General features: G+C 69.9%; 13 protein-coding genes. 12 read left to right on the top strand and 1 reads right to left on the bottom strand.

The window, feature by feature from the left end; translation table 11 throughout:
* Positions 1-46: 46 nt before the first annotated feature.
* The 3 genes from ACN469_RS40190 to ACN469_RS40180 all read left to right on the top strand — a co-directional run bounded on the left by ACN469_RS40190 (position 47) and on the right by ACN469_RS40180 (position 3,074).
* Entirely contained in the window at positions 47-1,126 is a 1,080-nt protein-coding gene (locus tag ACN469_RS40190) for a D-alanine--D-alanine ligase family protein (RefSeq protein ID WP_498777105.1), read from the top strand.
* Positions 1,038-1,505: a GNAT family N-acetyltransferase gene (locus ACN469_RS40185; RefSeq protein WP_498777104.1), complete on the top strand. Its 468-nt coding sequence runs from the start codon at positions 1,038-1,040 to the stop codon at positions 1,503-1,505. The genes ACN469_RS40190 and ACN469_RS40185 overlap by 89 nt, the downstream gene beginning before the upstream one ends.
* 63 nt (positions 1,506-1,568) lie before the next feature.
* Positions 1,569-3,074 (top strand): transglutaminase-like domain-containing protein, encoded by a 1,506-nt coding sequence (locus ACN469_RS40180; RefSeq protein ID WP_498777102.1) that lies wholly within the window; start codon positions 1,569-1,571, stop codon positions 3,072-3,074.
* Between the two features lie 59 nt (positions 3,075-3,133).
* Here the strand turns inward: ACN469_RS40180 and ACN469_RS40175 are convergent, their stop codons facing one another.
* Entirely contained in the window at positions 3,134-5,227 is a 2,094-nt protein-coding gene (locus ACN469_RS40175) for a thioredoxin domain-containing protein (RefSeq protein ID WP_498777100.1), read from the bottom strand.
* Between the two features lie 124 nt (positions 5,228-5,351).
* Between ACN469_RS40175 and ACN469_RS40170 the strand changes: the two genes are divergently transcribed.
* The 9 genes from ACN469_RS40170 to ACN469_RS40130 all read left to right on the top strand — a co-directional run bounded on the left by ACN469_RS40170 (position 5,352) and on the right by ACN469_RS40130 (position 18,263).
* Entirely contained in the window at positions 5,352-6,722 is a 1,371-nt protein-coding gene (locus ACN469_RS40170; protein WP_498777099.1) for a glycosyltransferase family 39 protein, read from the top strand.
* An 84-nt stretch (positions 6,723-6,806) separates the two neighbouring features.
* Positions 6,807-7,508: a C40 family peptidase gene (locus ACN469_RS40165; RefSeq protein ID WP_498777097.1), complete on the top strand. Its 702-nt coding sequence runs from the start codon at positions 6,807-6,809 to the stop codon at positions 7,506-7,508.
* A 70-nt stretch (positions 7,509-7,578) separates the two neighbouring features.
* A complete protein-coding gene (locus ACN469_RS40160; RefSeq protein ID WP_498777095.1) occupies positions 7,579-8,121 on the top strand; it encodes a DUF350 domain-containing protein in 543 nt (180 codons plus the stop codon).
* A gap of 40 nt (positions 8,122-8,161) precedes the next feature.
* Positions 8,162-9,022 carry a transglutaminase domain-containing protein gene (locus tag ACN469_RS40155; protein WP_498777093.1) on the top strand — a complete coding sequence of 287 codons (861 nt, stop codon included), beginning with the start codon at positions 8,162-8,164 and terminating at the stop codon, positions 9,020-9,022.
* 343 nt (positions 9,023-9,365) lie between these two features.
* Positions 9,366-11,687: a S8 family serine peptidase gene (locus ACN469_RS40150; protein ID WP_498777091.1), complete on the top strand. Its 2,322-nt coding sequence runs from the start codon at positions 9,366-9,368 to the stop codon at positions 11,685-11,687.
* Positions 11,688-11,816: 129 nt separating this feature from the next.
* Entirely contained in the window at positions 11,817-13,730 is a 1,914-nt protein-coding gene (locus ACN469_RS40145; protein WP_498777089.1) for an AAA domain-containing protein, read from the top strand.
* A 223-nt stretch (positions 13,731-13,953) separates the two neighbouring features.
* The gene (locus tag ACN469_RS40140) at positions 13,954-14,133 is read left to right on the top strand and encodes a hypothetical protein (RefSeq protein ID WP_498777087.1); all 180 of its coding nucleotides are present in this window, start codon (positions 13,954-13,956) and stop codon (positions 14,131-14,133) included.
* 44 nt (positions 14,134-14,177) lie between these two features.
* Positions 14,178-15,035 (top strand): alpha/beta fold hydrolase, encoded by an 858-nt coding sequence (locus ACN469_RS40135; RefSeq protein ID WP_498777085.1) that lies wholly within the window; start codon positions 14,178-14,180, stop codon positions 15,033-15,035.
* A gap of 219 nt (positions 15,036-15,254) precedes the next feature.
* Positions 15,255-18,263, top strand: a complete 3,009-nt coding sequence (locus ACN469_RS40130; protein WP_498777083.1) for a choice-of-anchor D domain-containing protein — start codon at positions 15,255-15,257, stop codon at positions 18,261-18,263.
* Positions 18,264-18,342 lie beyond the last annotated feature (79 nt).

Genomic DNA, 18,342 nt, shown 5'->3' with positions numbered 1-18,342 from the left:
ACTGGGCTCGGAACGGGGGACGTGCTAACCCTCCCGCCACCTCCGAATGCACCTCATTCTGCTGCACAACCGCGACCACGAGCTCCTCCAGGATGACCCGGGACGGGAGGCCCGAGAGGACGTGGTGCGGGTCGCCGCGGCGCTCTCGGAGGCCCTCACCCACGGCGACACCGTCGCCGAGCCACTGGCCATCGAGGGTGACCGGCTGGACTTCGTGGACATCCTGCGGCGCCGGCAGCCGGACCTCGTCGTCAACCTGTGCGAGTCGCTCGCCGCCGACAGCCGGGGAGAGATGGCGGTCCCCTGCCTGCTGGATGCGCTGGGCCTGGCCTACACCGGCTCGTCCGCCCTCTCGCTCGGGCTCGCGCTGCACAAGCCCAAGGCGAAGGAGCTGCTCAGCGCGCGCGGCGTGTCCACGCCCGCCTTCCGCGTGGTGGAGCGACTGGAGGACGCGCTGGCGGTGGACCTGCCCTGGCCCCTCATCGTCAAGCCCGCGCGCGAGGACGCCAGCATGGGCGTGACGGGAGACTCCGTCGTCTACGAGCGCGCCGCGCTGGTGCGCGCCTGCGAGATGGTGCTGCGCGAGTTCCACCAGCCCGCGCTCGTGGAGCAGTTCATCCCCGGCCGCGAAATCTACGTGCCGCTGTTGGGAAACCAGCCGCGCCGTGCGCTGCCGTTGACTGAAATCCACTTCGGTCGGACCTTCGAGGACCGGCCGAACATCGTGTCGTACAGCGCCAAGTGGGAGGAGGGCTCTCCCGAGTACCGGGATACGCCCGCCGGGCCGTGCCAGGTGGATGCGGCGCTGGAAGCTCGTTGTGTGCAGGTCGCGCTGGAAGCCTTTGCAGCGCTCGACTGTCAGGACTATGGACGGGTCGACCTTCGGGTGTCTCCGGAGGGTGTGCCCTACGTCATCGATATCAACCCCAACTGCGACCTCCATCCGGGAGCAGGGTTCGCCAGGGCCGCGGCTGCCGCGGGCCTGGACTACCCAGCCCTCGCCGCCCGACTGGTGGAAGTCGCTTCCGAAAGAGCCCATGGACATCCGTCCCATCGAAGGAAAGGATCGGGAGCCGCTCGCCGCTCTGATTCGAAAGATCGAAACCTTCTCGCCGCAGGAGGTTGAGGTCGCCATCGAGCTGGTCGGCATCGCGCTTACGCCGGGCAACACGGACTACTCCGTCGTTGTCGCGGACCGGGACGGCCAGCTGGTCGGCTACATCTGTTACGGCCCCACGCCGATGACGGAGGACAGCTACGACCTGTACTGGATTGCGTCCGCTCCGGACGTCCGCGGTCAGGGCGTGGGCGCGGCGCTGGTGTCCAACATGGAGGGTGACCTGCGTCGTCGCAACGGCCGGCTCATCCGCGTGGAGACGAGCGCCACGGAGGCCTACGGGCCCACGCGCGGCTTCTACGCGTCCATGAAGTACGGCGAGGAAGCGCGCATCCGCGACTTCTACAAGGTGGGGGACGACCTCATCATCCTCACCAAGCGGCTGTAGGCCACCGCACGGGGTGTGGGGCGGTTGAAGACTTTGACCGCCTCCCCCGTTAGAAGGGGCGTGATGACTCGCACGCCCCGACCGATGTTCCTGGCCCTCGCGTCCCTGTGCGCCCTGCTGGCGGGCGCCCCCGCCGCCTGGGCCGGTGCTCCCGCGGCCTCCAAGGCCGTCACCGCCCCCACCAACGTGTCCGATGTGGTGAAGGCCCCTCGCCCTCAAGGTGGGGAGTTCTTCGGCCTTTACCTCATGGACAAGAAGGTGGGCTGGCTCTTCACGGACCTGGTGGTGATGCCCGGCGAGCCCGCGCGGGTGAAGAGCATCAACCAGCTCGTGTTCAAGGCCCTCGTGGGGACGCGACTGTCGGAGCGCAACCACCGCGAGGAGCGCATCTACGAGGCGAAGCCCGGCGGCCGGCTGCTGTCGTTCAGCGTGGTGCAGCGGGGCGACGGTGGAGACCAGACGCTGGAGGGAACCACCACGCCGGAGGGCGGAATGAGCGTGGTGCGCAAGCGCCTGGGCCACGCGGACGAGGTGCTGCCCGTGCTGCCCGCGACGAAGGAGCGCGTCGAGGACGTGGACCAGGCGCGCGTGGCGCTGGCTCGCAAGGCGAAGGTGGACGGCTTCGTGCTGGATGGCATGGACCTGGAGACGTACGGCCTCAGCACCACCGTGGAGCCCGCCGAGCAGCGGACGGTGAATGGCGTGAAGGTGAAGCTGGGCAAGGCCAGCAGCATTTCGCAGAAGGAGAACGTGCCGGTGGTCTCCTACGTCACCCAGCGCGGGGAGATGGTGCTGGTGGACTTCGGCCAGACGATGCAGGCGCGCAAGGAGACGGAGGCCGTCGCCAAGCGCATGGACCTGGTGGAGGTGTTTGGCCTCACCCGCGTGGTGCTGCCCAAGCCGCTGCCGGAGTCCGCGCGGGCGGTGCCCGGCAACGTGAAGCTGGTGGTGACGGGGCTGCCGGAGAAGTTCCGCGTGGAGACGTACCGGCAGAAGTTCGCCGCGCGGCCGGATGGGAGCGTGGAGGTGACGTTGCAGGCCGCGGCGCCCTCGGCGACGGCGCGCAAGCCGCGTCCCGTGGCGGACCCGGACGGAGGGAAGAACCTCAAGTCCGACCTCATCGTGGAGAGCGATGCCCCGGCCATCCGCGAGCAGTCGAAGAAGATTGTCGGTGACGAGAAGGACGCGTACCGCGCGGCGCAGAAGGTGAACACGTGGGTGGCCACGCATCTGGAGAAGGACTACGGCGCCAGCGCGGACCGGGCCACGGATGTGCTGCGCCAGAAGCGCGGGGACTGCACGGAGCACTCGCTGTTGTCGGTGGCGCTCTTGCGCGCGGCGGGCATCCCCGCTCGGCGCGTGGACGGCGTCATCTACATGGTGAACCAGGACGGCGTGCCCGCGCTCTACTGGCACGAGTGGGTGGAGGCGTTCGTGGGCGAGTGGACGCAGCTGGACCCGACGTTCAACCAGCCCGTCGCGGACGCCACGCACTTCGCCTTCGGCTATGAGGGGAACGCCGAAATCACGCCCCTCATCGGCACGCTGAAGGTGACCGAGGTCAAGTAGGCCTCGGCTCGAAGGTGCCTCACGGAAGCGCGCGGGCCCCGCCGGCCCGCGCTCGCCGCTCAGCCCTGAGAGGGCGTCTCCACCAGACGCTCGGCCAATTCCTTCGCGTCCGTGCGAGGCCGCTCGCAAGCGAAGCCTCGGCACAGGTACGCGGCGCCCTGACCGCCCACGGGCTCGCGTCCCTCGAACAACTCCTTGAGCAGCGCGGGCGCGGGCTTGCCCTCCTCCTTCCAGCCGAAGGCGAAGGTCGGCGAGTACACGTGGTTCGCCGCGCTCAAGAGCGGCGCCACCGCGTCACGTGAGCCCGCGAACGTCACCCCCGCCGCGCCGTCCAGCAGCGAGTCCGCCGCGAGCCCCAGGTAGCCATAGCCCATCGCATTGGCCACCAGTCCCTCGCGCATCTTCCCCACGTACTTCGCCGGCAGCTCCAGGTGGCGCTCGTTGCCCGTGAGCGCCGCCAGCGCCACCTGCGCCTCCGTCAGCGTGGACGCACCGGACGGAAACGCGTTGTCGAACAGGCCATACGTCGCCACCACCAGGTCCTTCTGGCCGCGAGGCGCGGTGAAGTACGCCCGCTTCTCCTCGTCCCAGAACAGCTCCACCGCGCGCCTCACCAGCGCCTCGGCCGCCTCCAGGTACTTCACGTCGAACGTCACCTGATAGAGCGCGGTGAGCCCCGAGGCCAGGTCTCCGTAGTCCTCGAGGAAGCCGTCGATGCGAGCCTGGCCCTCCTGGTACGAGCGCGCCAGCCGCGTCCCGTCCCACATCTTCGCCAGCACGAAGTCCGCGGCGGACACCGCGAGCTTCGTCCAGTCCGGACGCTCGAACACACGCGCGGCCAGCGCCAGCCCGCGAATCATCAACCCGTTCCAACCCGCCAGGAGCTTGTCGTCGCGGCCCGGCTTCACCCGCCGCTCGCGCGCCTCGAACAACGCCCGCCGAGCCTCCGCCAGCTCGCGCTCCACCTCCTCCACCGGAAGCCCGCGCTCGCGCGCCAGCAGCTCCGCCGGCACCACGACCTCCAGCACGGTGGCGCCGTGCTCGAAGTTGCCCTGCGGCGTGACGCGGAAGTGGCGCGTCACCAGCTCCGCGCGCTCCGGAGACAGCACCGCCTGGAGTTCCTCGGGACGCCACACGAAGAACTTCCCTTCCTCCCCTTCGCTGTCCGCGTCCTGCGCCGCGTAGAAGGCGCCGCCCGCGTCCGTCATCTCGCGGCGCACGTACTCCACCGACTCCTCCACCACCTTGCGCCACAGCGGCCGGGGCTCCACCTGCTGCGCCTCCGCGTACAGGTGCACGAGCTGCGCGTTGTCGTAGAGCATCTTCTCGAAGTGCGGCACCAACCAGCGCGCATCCACCGAGTAGCGATGGAAGCCGCCGCCGAGCTGGTCATAGATGCCACCCAGCGCCATGCGCTCCAGCGTGAGGAACACCGCGTCCCGCAGCGGCGCGCCGCCTCCGCGTCTCCATGCGCGCAGCAGCAGGGAGAAGTTCATCGGGTTGGGGAACTTGGGCGCGCCGCCGAAGCCGCCATGCACCAGGTCCACCTGCTGCACCATGCGCTTGCCCATCGCCACCACGTCCGCCGCGGTCAACACGCCGGGCGCCGCATCCAGGCCATACGCGGCCAGCTCGCCCAGCCCCTCCTCGAACTGCTCGGCCTGCCGCTTCACTTCCTCGCGCTTGTTCTCCCACGTGTCCCGCAGGGCCATCAGCAGCCGGGGGAAGCCGGGGCGGCCGTAGCGGTCCTCGGGCGGAAAGTAGGTGCCGCCATAGAAGGGCTTCAGGTCCGGCGTGAGGAACACCGTCAGCGGCCAGCCCCCGCCCTGCCCCAAGAGCTGCACCACGCCCTGATAGATCTGGTCCAGGTCCGGCCGCTCCTCGCGGTCCACCTTGATGTTGATGAAGCCCTCGTTCATCAGCCGCGCCGTCTCGGGCGACTCGAAGGACTCGTGCGCCATCACGTGACACCAATGGCACGCGGAGTAGCCCACGGAGAGCAGGATGGGCTTGTCCTCCGCGCGCGCTCGCGCGAGCGCCTCGTCCCCCCAGGCATACCAGTCCACGGGATTGCCGGCGTGCTGGCGCAGGTACGGCGACGGCTCCTGGGCCAGGCGGTTGGAGGAGCCAGACGACGGAGGGTGGGAGGACATGCGGACTCCAAGCGAGGGACGACGTCGGCACGGCATATGGAGCCCGGGAAAACAGGGCAAGCCCCAAGGGTACAACCCTCCACTGGAGAACGGGAGCGAGGTACGCTGGCCCCAAGACGTGAGCATGGTTTCCCTCGCCCCCGCCCCGCCCACCCCCGTCGGCCTCGCCCTCAAGACGTGTCTCGCCCTCGTCGGCGTGGCCCTCGTCGTGCGGACCGCGCTCGCGCTGGGCACCGACGTCTACTTCGACACCGCCTACTACTGGCAATGGGCGCAGCGGCTCGACTGGGGCTACTACGACCATCCGCCGCTCATCGCCTGGCTCATCGCCGCGCTCGGCATCCACGGCACCGCGGTCCTGTGCGGCGTCGGCACCCTGGCCGCCGTGTGGGGCCTGGCTCGCGATGTGTACCAGAGTCGTGAAGCGGCCTGGCGCGCGGCGGCCCTGTGGAGCGCGGTGCCCGGGGGCATGGTGGCCGGCGTCTGGGCCACGCCCGACTCCGCGCTGCTCTTGTTCTGGACACTGGCGCTGTGGGCGCTGTGGCGCGAGCGCTGGCTGTGGGCGGGGCTCGCCTCGGGCCTCGCGCTGCTGGCCAAGTTCCCCGCGGTGCTGCTGGGCGTGGCCTTCCTCATCACCGCGCTGAAACGCAAGCGCCTGCCCCGGGGCGCCTGGGGCACGGGCGCGCTGGCCCTGTTGTTCCTCGCGCCGGTGCTGCTCTGGAACGCGCGGCACGAGTGGGTGGGCATCGCCTTCCAGCTCCGACATGGCCTCGAGGGCCAGGGTGGGTGGAAGACGCTGGGCGAGTTCGTCGGAGGCCAGTTCGCCTTCGGGGGCCCTGTCCTCTTCCCGCTCGCGCTGGTGTACGCCTTCAGGGGCCCTCGCGAGCAGCTCCTCCTGCGCATGGCGGCCCTCGTGCCGCTGTTGTTCTTCGGCTACGCGTCGTCGCGCGCGCGAGGCGAGGTCAACTGGACGACCATGGCCTACCTCTCCGTGTGCATCGGCGTGGCGGGCATGCGGCGACCCTGGCAGCGCGCGGCGGCGTTCTCTGGCCTCGCGGTGGTGCTCGCGGTGACGCTGCACCTGTTCTTCCCCATGGTGAGCTTCAAGCGCGATACGGCCCTGTGGCGCATGCATGGCTGGGAGGTGCTGAGCGCGCTCTCCGCCCCGGAGAAGCTCTTTCCCCAGATGAAGCCCGGGGACGTGGTCGCCGTGTACGCCGGCAACTACCAGCTCGCCTCCCAGATTGCCCGCTACGCCCGAGTCCCCGTGGGAACCGCGGGCCTGGTGCGCTTCAGCCAGTACGACGTGTGGCCCGAGCCTGTCGTCCCTCCGGGAAAAGATGTGCTCTGGGTGGAAGAGGACGGACCGCTCCCGCCCGCGGCGTTGACGGACCGCTTCGAGGTGATGGAGGAGCTCGCTGAGCTGGAAGGAACTTTCCAGGGCCGCCGTCTGCATTACTTCCGGGTGTGGTGGGTGCGGGGCAAAAAGCCCTGACCACCCTGGAGGGCATGGCAACTTCCAATCGCAGTCATCGATAACCAGGGAAACCGTTTTCGCTCAGTAAGCGGGGTCCCCCTCATGTCGACTGTGTCCAGTGCGGCTTCGCGCCGTGTCGCCACCACGTCGTCCGCCGCTTCGTCCACGCCTCCCACCGTGCGCCAGGGCTCCAAGGGTCCCACGGTGACCACGCTGCAGAAGAAGCTGGCCGCCGCGGGCTTCAGCCCTGGCCCCATCGACGGGGACTTCGGGCCGAAGACGCGCGCCGCGGTGCTGTCCTTCCAGAAGGCGAAGGGCCTGAAGCAAGACGGAATCGTGGGCCCGAAGACGTGGGGCGCGCTGAGCGCCGGGGGCGCGAAGCCGCCGTCCAAGCCGCCGCAACAGGGGACGAAGGGCACCGCGGAAGCCTTTGTCCAGAAGGCGCTCGCGCAAAAGGGAGACAGGTATGTCTTTGGCGCGGAGACCAACCTGAACGACCCCAACCCGTCGAAGTTCGACTGCTCGGAGCTGGTGCAGTGGGCCGCGCACCAGGCGGGCGTCTCCGTCCCCGACGGCACGATGAACCAGGTGCCGTACTTCAAGCAGAAGGGCACCACCATCTCCGTCAACGAGGCCCTGCGCACGCGCGGCGCGCTGCTGTTCCGGCCCGGCCACGTGGCCATCAGCCTGGGCGACGGGCGCACCATCGAGGCGAAGGGCAGCGCCTACGGCGTGGGCATCTTCAACGCCAACGGGCGTGGCTGGACGTCCGGCGCGCTCATCCCCGGCCTCAAGTACGGGTGAGCCGGGCACGGCGGGTCAGGACGTGTAGAGTGCGGCCTCCGGCGCGCCCATGGCGCCGGAAGTGCTCCGCATGGACCTCACCCTCCTCCTCGTCGGTCTCCTCAAAGTGGTGCTGGGCGGCCTTATCGCCGCGCTCGGCATCTGGCTCGCGCTGCGTGGCCTGAGCCGCATCCTCGGCACCAACCCGGTGGAGGAGCTGCGCCAGGGCAACACCGCCGCCGGCATCGTCCACGCCACCAGCCTCGTGTCGCTGGGCCTGCTCGTGCAGCACGCGGTGCAGGCCACGTCGGACGCGGTGGACCTCACCGTGCGCGCGCAGCCCTTCCATCCGTTGATGGCGGGCAAGCTGCTCGCCGTGGCTGCGCTGCACGTGGGCCTGTCGCTGGGCGTCGGCGTCGCGGTGCTCGCGCTGGGCATCCTCCTGTTCGACCGGATGACCCCCGGCATCGATGAGCTGGCGGAGGTGCGCAAGGGCAACCTGGCCGCCGCGCTCATCCTCTCCGCCATCCTGCTGGTGCTCGCGCTCCTGACGGCGCCAGGGCTCCAGGCCGCGCTCAACGGGCTCATCCCCTTCCCCCAGCTCCCCGAGGGAACGATGCTCGCTCCCGGGTGACGCGAGGGGGCCCGTCGCGACCATGTCCACCAGCTCCGGCATGAAGACACTCTTCAAGCTGCTGCTCGGGCTGCTCGGCGCGGCGAGCTGCCTGTGCTGCTGCGGCCTGGGGATGATGAGCCAGCTCGCGGAGCTGAACGTGCGCTCGCCCGTGCCGGGCCTTCCAGTGGGCGAGGGCGCGGGCGCGGTGGAGCTGGGCACCGTGCTCATCCCCGCCGACGCGTCGCCCTCACGCGCCCAGACGTATGACTGGAAGGTTGCGACCCTCCACCCTCCGGGAAACCGGCTGACGTACGGCCTGGGCGACACACTGGACGCGTGGCTGGAGGACCAGCACAAGGCCTTCGGGCGCAGGCTGCGCTACCGCTCTCTCGGCGGGGAGCGCTTCACGTATCAGCCTCCGCGCGGCTGCTCGGCCGACATGCGGTGCATCTACGAGGAGCTGATTCGCAGCAACGAGGGGCCGGTGAAGGCGCTGGGCGAGCGCTTCGTCGCGTCCGTGCGAGAGCGCAAGCTGGACTCCGCGCAGGCCGCGCAGCTCATCCTCAACTTCGTGCAGCGCATCCACTACGAGCTGCCCACCGACGAGCCCTTCGGCATCATCCCCCCGGCGCTGGTGCCCGCGCGCAACAAGGGCGACTGCGACTCCAAGGCGGTGCTCGCGGTGATGCTGCTGCGGCAGGTGGGCATCGACGCGGTGATTCTCTACTCGGACCCGCTGGCCCACGCGGCGGTGGGCGTGGGGCTGCCGGGCACGGGCACCCGCATGCGCCATGGCGGACGCACCTACCAGTACGCTGAAGTCACGGCCGAGGGCTGGCCGGTGGGCATGATTCCGCCCAAGTACGACAAGCCCCGGCTGTGGCGGGTGATGGCGCTGGAGTCCAGCACCTCCGGCTAGCGCGCCTCCGACGAGGACGCTGCGAGTACGTCGCGCATCGTGCGTGAAGGACACCGTCCGCCCGTCCAGCTCGCGCGCGGCCTGCGCCCGCCCACTCCTGGCACGGGAGACCTCCGAGGGCAGGCCGCTCCAGGCGCGCGCGTCTACCCAAGCCTTGGCGAGATGTGAGGCGTTGCACAGCCCGCGCGCCCCGCACCGCGATTGTGTTGCCCTGAACCGATTGTCTCGATTAACAATTAAATCTCGAATTACGCAAATTCAAGAGCTGTCGTAATCCGCCGCTCGCACTGGAGCAGGTCGCGGCGGACGCAACACGAAGCGCAACCCGAACAGGAGACACCGAATGGAAACCCCCTTCTCGTCGTATGCGGGACGCTGGCGTCGGCTCTCTGTCATGGCCCTGGGCTGGGGCCTCATCGCACCGTTGCCGGTGCTCGCGGCGTCGAAGTCGCCGTCACGCGCCGGAGTCGAGCGCGCGGCGTCGCTCCCCGCTCGCCTCGTCGACACGCAGGCCGCGAGCGCGGCACGTCCCGCCACGGGCCTCGCCGCCAAGGTGAGCGGCCGTCACACGCTCGTGACAGGCGCGGGCCACGTGTTCCACCGCACGGACAACACCGTCCATGGGCTGCGGACGCTCGGCGTCCCGAAGACGCAACTCCAACTCCATGTCTGGGAAGAGGAAGGCGCGGACGGAAAGCGCCAGGACTTCTTCGCCTACAGCCGGGGCGGCACGGAGCTGGTGGGCCGCGCCATGGCCACCACCCACGAGGTGCGCCTGGCGCACGTGGCGTTCGACCCGCTGCGCGGGCAGCTGCCCCTCGTCGCGGGCCTGCTGGCGGCGGACGCGGAGAACACGCTGTCGCTCGTGCAGCTCCAGGCGACGCCGCTGCCGGAGCTGCGGGAGGCCCTGGAGCGAGAGGGCGGCAAGGTGCTGCGCTTCCTCACGGACCACACCTTCCTGGTGGAGATGAACGCGGACACCCGCAAGCGCGTGGCGGAGCTGCCCTTCGTGCGCTGGGTGGGGCCGTACCATCCCGAGTACCGCGTGGAGGACTTCCTGCGCGAGTCCCTGACGGGTCGCTCGGCGCGGCTGGAGCCGCAGCGCTACTCCATCATGGTGGGCGAGCGCGGCGCGGCCCGGCAGGGTGAGGTCGCGGAGACGGTGCGCAAGCTGGGCGGCACCGTGGAGCTCATCGAAGCGGGTGGCCTGCGCGTGGAGGCCACGCTCACCCAGCCGCAGCTCGAGCGGCTCGTGCGCTCCAATGCGGTGCAGTACATCGACCGCTGGGGTGGGCCGGGTGAAGTGGACATGAACAACGTGCGCCAGGTGGGCGGCGCCAACCACCTGGAGACGTACGAGGGCTGGACGGGCCAGGGCGTGCGCGGGGAAATCTTCGACACCGAGCTGCGCACGACGCACCAGGAGTGGCCCACCCCGCCCCTCATCCACAGCACGTCCGCCACCGGCAGCGCGCACGGTACCAGCTGCTACAGCATCAACTTCGCCAAGGGCGTGGACGCCAACGCGCGGGGCCTGCTGCCCGACGGCCAGGGCATCTTCTTCCTCTACAGCCAGTCCAGCCAGTTCGGCGGCCCCAAGTCCCGCTACGACATCAACCGCGAGCTGACGGACCCGGCCGGCCCGTACCGCGCCGTGTTCCAGACGTCGAGCGTGGGCAGCACGCTGGGCACCGCGTACACCACCATCTCCGCCGAGGTGGACGACTACCTGTTCCAGCAGCCCATCCTCAGCACCCAGTCGCAGAGCAACGCCGGCACGCGCAACTCGCGGCCCCAGGCGTGGGCGAAGAACATCGTCTCCGTGGGCGGCTTCTACCACTACGACAACGCCAACCCCGGAGATGACCGGTGGAACGGCGGCGCCAGCATCGGCCCGGCGGCCGACGGTCGCATCAAGCCGGACCTCTCGTTCTTCTATGACGCGGTCCGCTCGGCCAACAACACGAGCAACACGTCGTATTACAACTTCAGCGGCACCAGCGCGGCCACGCCGCAGACGGCGGGCCACTTCGGCCTCCTGTTCCAGATGTGGCACGAGGGCGTGTGGGCCGGCTTCGGTGGCGGGGTGGACGTCTTCGCCAGCCGCCCGAAGATGGCCACCGCCAAGGCGCTGATGATCAACCAGGCGTCCCGCTACGAGTGGACCCTGGGCGGCACCAACGGCGACCTGACGCGCGTGCGCCAGGGTTGGGGCCACGCGAACCTGGCGCGCCTGCACACGCGCGCCGCGGAGACGAGCATCATCAACGAGACGGACAACCTGCTGCCCCTGGGCATCAACTCCTACTCCGTCGCCGTCCCCCAGGGTCAGAAGGAGTTCAACGTCACCCTCGTCTACACGGACCCGGCGGGCACGGTGGGCGCAGCCCAGGCGCGCATCAATGACCTGTCGGTGCGCGTGACGTCGCCGTCGGGCGTCATCTACTGGGGCAACAACGGGCTGTCCGCGGGCAACGTCTCCACGCCCGGCGGCACCTCCAACACGGTGGACACCGTGGAGAACGTCTTCGTCCGTGAGCCCGAGGAAGGCAAGTGGACGGTGGAAGTGCTGGGCGACCAGATTGTCCAGGACACGAACCCGGCGACGCGCGCCATCGACGCCCTGTACGCGCTCGTGGTGAGCGGCGGCCTCATCCAGCCGTAGTCGTCCCCCGACGTCGGGAAGGGCCGGTGCTCCAGCTCCAACACGGGGCACCGGCCCGCCGCCCACCGTGAGACACGGCGGCGCCCGAGACACTGGCCGTCGCCGCGTCCGGGTGGCATGACAGGGCCCATGGCCCGTGACGTCTCCTTCTTCGACCAGCTCGGCTCACTGCTCTCCAAGGAGCGCGAGGCCGAGAAAGCCCGCCTGGCCACCCTCGCCGAGGGCCTGTCCCTCCACGAGCGCGAGGAGCAGGGCCTGTCCGTCCTCGACTTGGAGACGGTGGAGGAGGCGGTCGGCCTGGGTGGCCGCGTCCTGCTCACCCTGGCCCGGGCCGACCGCGCGCGGCTGCCTTCACGACTGCACAACGGCGACCTCGTGGCGGTGTTCCCCCGCCGCGCCGAGGTGAGCGAGCCCGCCAAGGCGCTCATCTCTCGCGCCAGCGCCACGCGCCTCCAGCTCGCCTTCGACCGCTCGCCGCCGCCGTACGTGCACGAGGGTCTGCTGCGACTGGACGTCGTCCCCAACGACATCACCTACGAGCGGATGCGCAACGGGCTCCAGCGCGTGAAGGCGATGGACAAGGGCCTGGAGCGCCGCAAGCGCGAAGTCCTCCTGGGCAACGAGCCTCCGCGCAGCGACACGCCCCGTCCCTTCGAGGCCGGCCGTCCCCTCAACCCGGAGCAGCTGGACGCGGTGGGACGCGCGCTCGCCGCCGAGGACTTCTTCCTGGTCCACGGCCCGCCGGGCACCGGCAAGTCCACCGTGCTGGCGGAGGTCGCCGCCCAGGCAGTGGCCCGGGGCCAGCGCCTGTTGTGCACCGCCGCGAGCAACGCCGCCGTCGACCACCTGCTCGACTTGTGTCTGGCCCAGGGCCTGCGAGCGATTCGCGTGGGCCACCCCGCCCGCGTCGCCGCCCGGCTCCAGGAGCACACGCTGGACATCGTGGTGGAGGAGCACCCGGACCGCATCATCTCCAGGGACCTCTTCGACGAGGCGTTCTCCCTCATGGGCTACGCGCGGCGCCAGCGCACCCAGGGCCGCAGCCGCGAGCGCTTCTCCAACGCACGCGCCTCCACGACGGAGGCCAAGGCGATGCTCGACGAGGCCCGCGCGCTGGAGCGCAAGGCGGTGCGCGCCGTGCTGGCCAACGCGGACGTCGTCTGCGTCACGCTCGCCAGCCTCGAGTCCAACGTGCTCTCCGGCGAGAAGTTCGACCTGGCGCTGCTCGACGAGGCCACCCAGGCCACCGAGCCGCTCGCCCTGCTCGGTGTCCTGCGCGCGCCCATCATCATCCTCGCCGGAGACCCGCAGCAGCTGCCCCCCACCGTGCTGTCCCAGGAGGCCGCGCGCGCGGGCCTCGCGGTGAGCCTCTTCGAGCGGCTGCTCGCGGACCACGGCGACGGCGTCAAGCGCATGCTGCGCGAGCAGTACCGGATGAACACGCGCATCATGGACTTCCCCTCGCGCGAGATGTACGGCGGCGAGCTTCGCGCCCACCCCTCCGTCGCCGACCGCACGCTCGCGGACGTCCTGCCTCCCGACACCCAGCTGGACGCCCCGCCCGTCCTCTTCCTCGACACCGCGGGCAAGGGCTTCGACGAGGAGGTGGAGCCCACCACCCGCAGCCTCTTCAACACCGGCGAGGCGGACCTCATCGAGGCCCGCGCCCGCGCGCTGCTCGCGGCCGGACTGTCCCAGCGGGAGCTCGCGGTGATTACGCCCTACAGCGCCCAGGCCCACCGCCTGCGCGAGCGCCTGGAGTCCTTCGCCCCCGACGTCGAGGTGGACACCGTGGACGCGTTCCAGGGCCGGGAGAAGGACGCCATCCTCGTCTCCCTCACCCGCTCCAACAGCGAAGGCCAGGTCGGCTTCCTCAACGACTTGCGCCGGATGAACGTCGCCCTCACCCGCGCCCGCCGGCACCTCTTCGTCGTGGGCGACTCCGCCACCCTCAGCGGTCACCCCTTCTACGCGCGCTTCATCGAAGGAACTCAAACGACCGAGGGCTACCGCTCCGCCTGGGAGTGGCCAGACGCCCTCTGAAACATCCAATCCCTCTCAGTGATAAGGTCCCAAGCGACCCAGCCCTGGGGTACTACGCAAGGACTGTCAGGGTCATGATCCAAAATTTGTCGCAAGGGCGAACCAAATTTGTCACCTGACCCTACCCATGCGGGGCGCAGGGTCCGGATTTCAGGCATTTGGCTCCAAACCCGTTGTCGGGCACGAGACGTGCTTGTGCCCCAGGGTGGGGAGGAACCGCCACATGTCTCAGCGGCCGAATGTCACGAAGGAAAACGACGTCTGGGTACTCCGTATCGAGAAGGAGAACGGGAGGGTCCAGGAGTATCGCTGCGCGACGGAGAATCAGGCGCGACAGCTCGCGCTGGTGATGTCCAAGCCCGATACCGGGGGGCCGCCGAGGGCTCCCACGCCGCCGCGCTAGAGACAGGACAGGCGCTGGGGTAAGCCACGGGGAAGGAGCCTCCCGTGTCCACCTCGCTCGAATCCCGCTTCGTCGACGCCCAGGGTCTGCGCCTTCACGTGCGCTGGCGCCCGGGCGCCGACACCGCGCCCGCCGTGCTGTTCCTCCATGGCTGGCTGGACCACTCCCACAGCTTCGACGGTGTCCTCGAGCACGTGCCCGCCGACTGGCGCGTGGCGCTGCTCGACTTCCGGGGCATGGGGCAGAGCGCGCACGCGCCGCCCGAGGCCCACTACCAGTCCGGCGACCACCTCCTGGATATCGAAGCCGCGCTGGACGGGCTGGGGCTGCCGCGCGCGCACCTGGTGGGCCACTCGCTGGGCGGCATCGTCGCGCTGACGTACGCGGCCGTGCGGCCGGAGCGGGTGCTCGGCCTGTCGCTCATCGAAAGCCTGGGCCCCACCGGCGGCCCGCCCGAAGTGGCCGTGGCGCGGCTGCGAGGTTTCCTGAATGACTCGCGCCGGCCCCCGAATCGCAAGCGCTACCCGGACGTCGCGTCCGCCGCCGCGCGCCTGCGCGAAAACAACCCCTCCTTGCCGGAGGCCGCCGCCTTGCATCTGGCCCGGCATGGCACCGAGCCATACGAAGGGGGGGTGGCCTTCACGTTCGACTCACGACACCGTCGTCGCTTCGCGCAGGGGTACGACGAAGCACAGTGGCTCGCCCTCCAGGCCGCCCTCACCTGCCCGGTGCAGCTCATCCGCGGTCAGGACGGCCTGTGGCCTGATGCCCCGAAGCTGGATGCGCGGGTGGCGGCCCTGCGCACCCTCGTCGCACCGGCGCTGATGATTCCTGGTGGACATCACGTGCACCTGGAGCAGCCCGCCGAAGTCGCCCGCGCGCTGCGCGACTTCATCCGCTGAAGGCCCCGCACCGGTCAGAACACCTGGAAAACTCTTTCACCTTCCAGGGTAACTCCGTTCCACATGACGCCCGCGGCGGCGACTGCGCATCCCAACCCCTTGAATTCAGGACACCGTCATCGTCCTTTCGGTTGGTATGCGAATTGGATCAGAGAGCGTCGGCGGATCACGCACCGGACCCAGACGGGTGCGTGTGGGGAGAAGGGTGAGGAGCGGACAATGGGGATGGGGTTGAGGGGGCGAGTCCTTGCCTTGGCGGTGCTCGTCGCCACCGGACTGGTTGGCTGCCACGAGGGGAATGAGACCCGCGCGGTGCAGGCCACGGCGGTGGTGGACATGGACGTGCTCGACTTCGGCGACGTGCCGGTGGGCGAGTGGCGGGAGCGAGAGGTGCGCATCCGCAATGTCGGCTATGTGCCCTTCTTCGCCATCGAGGCGCTGCCAATCATCGGCAACCCCTCGTATGAGGTGGAGCTGGCGGATGGCGGCGGCCGGGTGATGCCGGGCGAGTCGCATCTGGTGCGCGTGCGCTTCCACCCGCTGGGTGAGGGCGTGACGGAGGAGACTGTCTATGTCTCCACGGACGCGAACCAGGGCGCTCAGGCGCAGGTGCGCGTGACGGGCATGGGCACGCCCACGCAAATCATCATCGACCCGCCGTTGCTCGACTACGAGACGCTGGAGGTGGACAGCGAGCGCAACCTGGAGGTCACCGTCACCAATCCGGTGGACCTGCCGCTGACGCTCGCGGTGCGCGGCAACTGGCCGGACCCGTTCACGGCGGACACCATCACCATCCCGCCGATGTCCTCGCGCAAGGTGAGCACGCAGTACCTGCCGCGCGCGCTGGGAGCCATGGACGCGCGGCTGGAGGTGCGCTCGTGCGAGACGTGCACGGCGACGGTGGTGGACCTCAAGGGCAACTCGGTGGCCACCGCCTTCGTGTTCGACCCGGCGCCGGTGCCGTTCGACTTGATTCCAGTGCATGAGCGCACGCAGTCCTTCACGCGGGCGCGCAACATCACCTGGCGGCCCGTCACCATCTCGCAGCTCGTCACCAGCGACCACGCCTTCGTGCCGCTCTCCAAGCCGGAGGGCTCCACGGTGGCGCCGGGCGAGGTGGTGGAGCTGAAGATGGAGTTCGCCGCGCGCTTCTCCGGCCCCAACGTGGGCGACCTCAAGGTGAACTACGCGTCCGACAAGCCCCGGCAGTCGGAGGTCATCCTGGACGCGCGCGGCGGCCGGCCCACCCTGGCGGTGACGCCGGTGGCGCTGGACTTCGGCGAGCTGCCGGTGGGCGGCAAGGTGGAGAAGGTCATCCGCATCACCAACGCGGGCACCAACGGCTCGCTGCGCTTCGTGGGCGTGGCGTCGGACGGCGCCAGCAACCAGTTCAGCGTGGACGTGCCCACACGCGGAACGCAGCGCTATCCGTGGACGGCGGGCGCGTGGCCGGAGTTCGACTCCGGCGGCCTGGAAATCGCGCCGGGCAACGACGCCCTGGAGCTGAAGGTCTACTTCGAGCCGACGTCGGAGGGCAGCTTCCAGGCGCGGCTGCGCGTGCGCTCGGACGACATCTTCAACCCGGAGCGAGTGGTCATCCTGACAGGCCGGGCGCGCACCAGCGGGCCGTGCGTGTACGAGCTGTTGCCCCAGCCGGTGATGGACTTCGGCAACGTGGTGCCGGGTCGAGGCGCGGTGCTGGGCTTCTACTTCCGCAACCCGGGCCGCGCGGAGTGCGCGGTGAAGGACGTGCACATCTCCAACGACGCGAAGGGCGCCTTCTTCATGCCGGGCGGCAAGCTCACCGGCGGCGTGGTGCTCTACGACACGGCCTTCAGCGCCATGGTGGCCTTCCGGCCCTCGGCCGAGGGTGAGTACACGGGCGAGCTGAAGCTCACGGTGAACAACCCGGCGGCGCCCACGGTGACGCTGCCCCTCAAGGGCGTGTCCAAGGCGAGCTGCCTGGTCGCCACGCCCTCGTACGTGGACTTCGGGCCCATCCGGTACGACTGCGCCGCGGCGCCGCGCAAGACGTACATCTCCAACCGGTGCAGCGAGCCCATCACCGTGACGGGCGCCGACATCGGCAATGGCACGAGCACCCAGTTCTCGCTGCTGACGCCCGTCACCCAGCCGCGCACGCTGCTGGCTGGCGAGGGCTTCGAGCTGGAGGTGGACTACGCGCGCAACGTGCTGGGTCAGCACTACACGCCCATGTACCTGCGCTCCTCGAGCGACGCCTCGCCCTTCCTGGTGCCGCTGATTGGCGAGACGAACCACGAGGGCATCCAGGTGGACCGCTACACGCAGGGCACCGACAGCCAGCTCGACGTGCTCTTCGTGGTCTCCAACACGACGACGATGGACCCGTACCAGGAGCGCCTGAAGTCGGCGATTCCCGGCTGGCTGGACTACGCGCGGCAGCAGAACGTGGACGTGCGCGTGGGTGTCACCAGCACGGGCCTGGTGCAGCGCGGGCCGCAGTGTGGTGGTGGTGCCAACGGTGGCGAGGCCGGACGCCTGTTCCCGGTGGACGGCAGCCGCGCGCGGGTGCTCTCCAGCAACAGCCCCAACGCGGCGGCGGGGCTGCAGGCCAACATCGACGTGGGCCTGTGCCACAACCTGGTGCAGGGCCTGGAGACGATGCGCCAGGCGCTCTCCGCGCCGCTGTCCGAGCAGACGGACGACCCGCGCACCGCGCAGCCCAACGACGGCAATTGGGGCTTCACCCGGCCGGCGGCGCGCATGGCGGTGGTGGTACTGGCGGACGAGGACGACAACTCGGGCTTCGTGCCGGACAGCTACATCCAGTTCCTCCAGACGCTGAAGGGCACGGGCATGTCACACCGCAGCCAGCTCTACGCGCTGGTGCCCACCGACAACCGCTGCACCACGGCCGGCGGCGACGCGGACCGCTTCGCGGAAGTCGCGCGGGGCACGGGCGGCCGGGCGGAGTCCATCTGCGAGGGCGACTACCGGCCCCTCCTGGACTCGGTCATCCAGCGCGCCGGCGACTTGCAGGCGGACTTCCCGCTCACGGCCCAGCCCGCGGGCGCCGCGGAGATGACGGTGCGCGTGCAGGGCCAGCCGGTGCCGGAGGCCCAGTGGACGTATGACGGGGCCGCGAACACCATCGTCTTCGGGGGCGCGGCGGTGCCGAGGCCCGGGCAGACGGTGGAGGTGCGCTACCGCAGCGTCTGCAAGGTACCTCCCACCGCTCCCTGAGGTTGCCTGAGGTACAGCGCCCCGCATCCACCTGGATGCGGGGCGCTGTCGTGTCGGGGAAATGACGCGGCGCGGGCTT

Source organism: Corallococcus terminator, from assembly GCF_049194865.1.
In the GTDB taxonomy this organism is placed as follows: domain Bacteria; phylum Myxococcota; class Myxococcia; order Myxococcales; family Myxococcaceae; genus Myxococcus; species Myxococcus terminator_A.
This window is presented reverse-complemented; position numbering and strand designations above follow the sequence as displayed.